Source organism: Phenylobacterium sp. (genome assembly GCF_037138395.1).
In the GTDB taxonomy this organism is placed as follows: Bacteria; Pseudomonadota; Alphaproteobacteria; order Caulobacterales; family Caulobacteraceae; genus Phenylobacterium.
The window spans coordinates 1-3,552 of sequence record NZ_JBAXIM010000205.1; the positions used below are offsets into that span (position 1 = coordinate 1).

The following is a 3,552-nucleotide window of genomic DNA, read 5'->3' on the forward strand; positions in this document are numbered from 1 at the left end:
CCTTCGGACCCCGACTCCCATGACCACCCAGACCCTGACCCCGACCGACGCCGATACAGAAATCCTGACAGGGGCCGAGATCGTCGTGCGCGCCCTTGTGGACCAGGGTGTTGAGGTCCTGTTCGGCTATCCGGGCGGGGCGGTCCTGCCCATCTACGACGCCCTCTTCAACGAGCCGCGCCTGCAGCACATCCTGGTCCGGCACGAACAGGGGGCGACCCATGCCGCAGAGGGCTATGCGCGCTCGACCGGCAAGCCCGGCGTGGTCCTCGTGACGTCGGGTCCTGGCGCCACCAATGCGATCACCGGCATCGTCGACGCCCTGATGGACTCCATTCCCCTGGTGGTCATCACCGGCCAGGTCGCCACCCACCTGATCGGCACCGACGCCTTCCAGGAGTGCGACACCATCGGCATCACCCGGTCCATCACCAAGCATAACTACCTGGTCAAGACTCCGGCGGACCTGCCCCGGGTGCTGCACGAGGCCTTCCACATCGCCACCTCCGGGCGGCCGGGACCCGTGGTCATCGACATCCCCAAGGACGTCCAGTTCGGCAAGGCCGCCTACCAGGGACCGAACGAGGTGGTGCACGCCCACAACTACCGCCCCCGCACCCAGGGCGACCCGGCCCGGATCGCCGAGGCGGCACAGATGATCGCCGGTGCCCGCCGCCCCATCCTGTACACCGGCGGTGGCGTGATCAACGCCGGACCCCGGGCCTCTACCCTGCTGAGGGAATTCGCGGCCCTGACCGGCGCGCCGGTCACCTCGACCCTGATGGGCCTGGGTGCCTTCCCGGCCTCGGACGACAAGTGGCTGGGCATGCTGGGCATGCACGGCAGCTTCGAAGCCAATAACGCCATGCATGACTGCGACGTCATGGTGGCCATCGGCTCGCGCTTCGACGACCGGGTCACCGGCAAGCTCGACGCCTTCTCGCCCGGCTCGCGCAAGATCCATATCGATATCGACGCGTCCTCGATCTCCAAGAACGTCCGTGCCGATATCGGCATCATCGGCGACGCCGGCAGCGTGCTGGAAGACCTGATCGCTGTCTGGAAGGCGCGTAACCTGTCCTGCGACGCCGGCGCCCTGTCCGAGTGGTGGCGGCAGATCGAGGCCTGGAGGGCGCGCAAGTCCTTCAGCTACACGCCCTCAGCCGACAGCATCAAGCCACAGTACGCCGTCGAGCGGCTCTATGCCCTGACCCGGGATAAGGATGTCTACATCACCACCGAAGTGGGCCAGCACCAGATGTGGGCGGCCCAGTACTTCCACTTCGACGAGCCGAACCGCTGGATGACCTCCGGAGGGCTCGGCACCATGGGCTATGGCCTGCCCGCCGCCGTGGGGGTCCAGCTGGCGCACCCGCAAAGCCTGGTCATCGACATCGGCGGCGACGCCAGCGTGCAGATGACCATGCAGGAGATGTCGACAGCCATTCAGTACGGCCTGCCGATCAAGATCTTCATCCTGAACAACGAGTGGATGGGCATGGTGCGCCAATGGCAGCAGCTGCTGCACGGTGAGCGCTATTCACACTCCTACTCGGCCAGCCTGCCCGACTTTGTGAAGTTGGCCGAGGCCTTCGGCTGCCTGGGCCTGCGGGCCCGGACCCCGGCCGAACTGGACGACGCCATTCGCCAGATGATCGACTATCCCGGTCCGGTCATCTTCGACTGCTGCGTGACCAAGGACGAGAACTGCTTTCCCATGATCCCCTCGGGCAAGGCGCACAACGAGATGATCCTGGCCGAGGACAACCGCGACCTGGGCTCCATCATCGACGACACCGGCAAGGGGCTGGTCTAGCGGGGAGCTTCCCGGAGGGTCAGGTCGCCTGTCGGGCCTGGGGCCGGGAGGGTATCGAGGCCCCCCCGGTCCAGCCAGTCCAGGCCCTCGGCGAGGGACAGGATGACCGGCTGGCGGTCGTGGATGCGGGCCATGTCCGCGCCGGCCGGCCGGGTAATGACGGCGAAGCTGTCCAGCCCTTCCGGCAGGTCGGCGGGGTGGGACCGGGCGCAAAGGCCGGCGAGGAAACGCACAGGCCCCGAGGCCCCGTCTTCGGGCCAGGAGACCTCCCAGCGCCGCTTGGGCTGACCCTTCCGCCAACCGGGAGGGGCCTCATACTCAAAGACCGAGGTCACGGGTGCCAGGCAGCGGCCCGTGCGGACCGACTCCCGGAAGGAGGCGGTCGTCGCCGCCGTCTCGATCCGGGCGTTGGTGCACATGGCCTTCCAGTCGGAAACGGAGCCCCTGTGGAAGCCAGGCACCAGCCACCAGCGCGCCTCCAGCCCCTCGAGCCCGGCTCCGTCGCGGGTGCGGCGCAGGATCGGCGCCCGGTCCGTTGGCCTGAAGGGCCTGTCGGGCGGACGATTGGGCTCGGCGTCCGACCAGAGGACATCGAGCCCCACCCCCCGGAAGGCGGCGTCATAGTCGGCGCGCCGGACCTTCAGCTGGTATTCGTTACACATATGCCCCGATCAGGTGGCGACCCTTGCGGTCAGGCGTCGCAGGGCCAGACCGACCAGGAGCCAGCCAAGGCCTGCGAACAGCAGGTCAAGCCCAAGCAGAAGACCCAGGGTCGTGTGGCTGGAGGCCGGCCAGCGCAACAGGATGATGCCACCCAGGACGCCAGTCGCGACCCCTGAGGCGGCCAGCCATCCCCAGGCCTTGGTGACCTGACGGACCTGGAGGGCGATGCCGACGCGGACTACCCCAGAGGCGATCAGGGCCGCTCCGAGCATCAGGGTGAGGACACCGGCCGCCAGGACGGGGTTCCTCAGGACCAGTACGCCACAGGCGATGTAGAGAGCGCCCAGCAGGATCCACAAGGCAATGCGGCCCGTCCCGCGTTGGCGGAAGCCATGCACCACCTCCACCACGCCGGCGAGGAGCATGGCGACACCCACCAGGGTTACCGTGGCGGCGGTGGCGACCCCAAGCGAGAAGAGGGCGGCGACGCCGAGGACGATCAGGGCGCAGCCGACGCCTATGACCCACCCCGAGGCGCCCCGAAGCGTCTCCAAACCCTTGAGGGCACCCTCGCGCAGGACCTCCAGATTTTCTTTCACGTCACTCATGACCGCCTCCCCATCCAGTATTGGAATCACGCTGCCCCGAGGGTGCCAAGGGGTCAACCCCGGGGGACCTCCGGTGACCCACGGCGGGCCTGCCAGCGGGCAGGCCTGCAGAGGGTGGAAAGGCCTCGAGCGGGCCCCAGGCGATCACCCTGGCGATGCGCCAGCCCTATGACTCATCCTGATGGACCTGCCGATACCCGGGATGGACGGCTTTGCCGCCTCAAGGGCGATCCGCCGACGCTCCCAGCGTGAAGACCGCCGCCTCCGCGCAGGTCAGGCCTTGATCTTCATGGCGCCCAGATAGTCGCGCTTGCCCAGGGGCGCGCCCTTCTGCCGGAGGATGTCGTAGGCGGTGGCGGCATGGAAATGCAGGTTTGGAAGCGAGAAGGACATCAGGAAGCCTTCTGCGGTGAAGGGGATCTGGGACTGCCCGATCCTGAAAATCACCTCGCGGCCCTCCAGGGC

The 3,552-nt window shown here is 67.8% G+C and carries 4 protein-coding genes; 1 reads left to right on the forward strand and 3 read right to left on the reverse strand.

Translation table 11 applies throughout. The features are described from left to right. Positions 1–19 precede the first annotated feature (19 nt). Positions 20–1,816, forward strand: coding sequence for an acetolactate synthase 3 large subunit (locus tag WCJ52_RS12230; protein WP_336903591.1), 1,797 nt, complete (start codon positions 20–22; stop codon positions 1,814–1,816). On the opposite strand, the gene WCJ52_RS12235 is transcribed toward WCJ52_RS12230, so the two are convergent. The 3 genes from WCJ52_RS12235 to WCJ52_RS12245 form a co-directional block, all read right to left on the reverse strand. Beyond that, positions 1,813–2,478 carry an SOS response-associated peptidase family protein gene (locus tag WCJ52_RS12235; protein ID WP_336903588.1) on the reverse strand — a complete coding sequence of 222 codons (666 nt, stop codon included), beginning with the start codon at positions 2,476–2,478 and terminating at the stop codon, positions 1,813–1,815. The genes WCJ52_RS12230 and WCJ52_RS12235 overlap by 4 nt on opposite strands. A gap of 9 nt (positions 2,479–2,487) precedes the next feature. Beyond that, complete coding sequence (locus WCJ52_RS12240; protein ID WP_336903589.1) at positions 2,488–3,087, reverse strand: DUF308 domain-containing protein; 600 nt, start codon at positions 3,085–3,087, stop codon at positions 2,488–2,490. 273 nt (positions 3,088–3,360) lie between these two features. Then, on the reverse strand, positions 3,361–3,552 hold a 192-nt coding region (locus WCJ52_RS12245), incomplete at its 5' end, for a DUF1993 family protein (RefSeq protein WP_336903590.1).

Bases quoted from the DNA above. Each gene is read 5' to 3' on its own strand.
- WCJ52_RS12230 (WP_336903591.1), top strand. From the start codon at position 20: ATGACCACCCAGACCCTGACCCCGACCGACGCCGATACAGAAATCCTG.
- WCJ52_RS12235 (WP_336903588.1), bottom strand. From the start codon at position 2,478: ATGTGTAACGAATACCAGCTGAAGGTCCGGCGCGCCGACTATGACGCC.
- WCJ52_RS12240 (WP_336903589.1), bottom strand. From the start codon at position 3,087: ATGAGTGACGTGAAAGAAAATCTGGAGGTCCTGCGCGAGGGTGCCCTC.